Source organism: Psychrobacter sp. 1U2 (assembly GCF_051847575.1).
Genome location: NZ_JBPYDC010001148.1, coordinates 1 through 688 on the forward strand (window position 1 = coordinate 1; position 688 = coordinate 688).

1 pseudogene is annotated in these 688 nt (G+C 42.6%); it reads right to left on the minus strand.

The window, feature by feature from the left end:
• A pseudogene (locus tag ACS8FD_RS20895) lies at window positions 1-362 on the minus strand (ethanolamine permease); the annotation flags it as partial.
• Window positions 363-688 lie beyond the last annotated feature (326 nt).

Consider the following 688-nt stretch of genomic DNA (forward strand, 5'->3'; position numbering starts at 1 on the left):
TATTCAATCAAAATCGCAGTACCAGTTAAATATCCTCCCAAAGGGCCAAAAGCGGTACGGGCGAAACTATATCCGCCGCCTGCTGTAGGCAACATGGTGGACATCTCTGACATCGATAAACACATGCACAGATACATGAGAGCTACGGCTATCAAGGCGACAAACATTCCGCCCCAACCCCCTTGTGCTAGGCCAAAGTTCCAACCAGCAAAGTCTCCGGAGATGACATAGGCGACGCCAAGACCTATTAATAAAACCCAGCCAACCGCACCTTCTTTAAGCTGACGTTTGGCGAAATAATCTTTTTCAGCTTGAGTGCTGCCAGAGACCGCGCTTTTTTGATCATTAGGCGTGCTTGTCATGTTGTTCCCCTGCATAAAGACTATAAGTAAACTGAGGGTACTGCTAACTCATACTGTAAATAACTTCTTATTAAAAATTATTAACAACTGACATCTGAAAGCTGAAAATAAAAAGGTCGTATCCCTTCAACTCAAACTGCTAGTAACGCATGGTTGAAATGATACGACCTGTTATTAATGATTAAAGACGATAATCATTAGATCAATGTCAAAATGTCACAAAGCTATAAGGCTACATAGCGTAGTCAATTACAATGCGACCCTCGATTTTTCCTTGGCGCATACGTTCAAGAATATCGTTGATATTCTCAAGCGGTTCAGCCGCT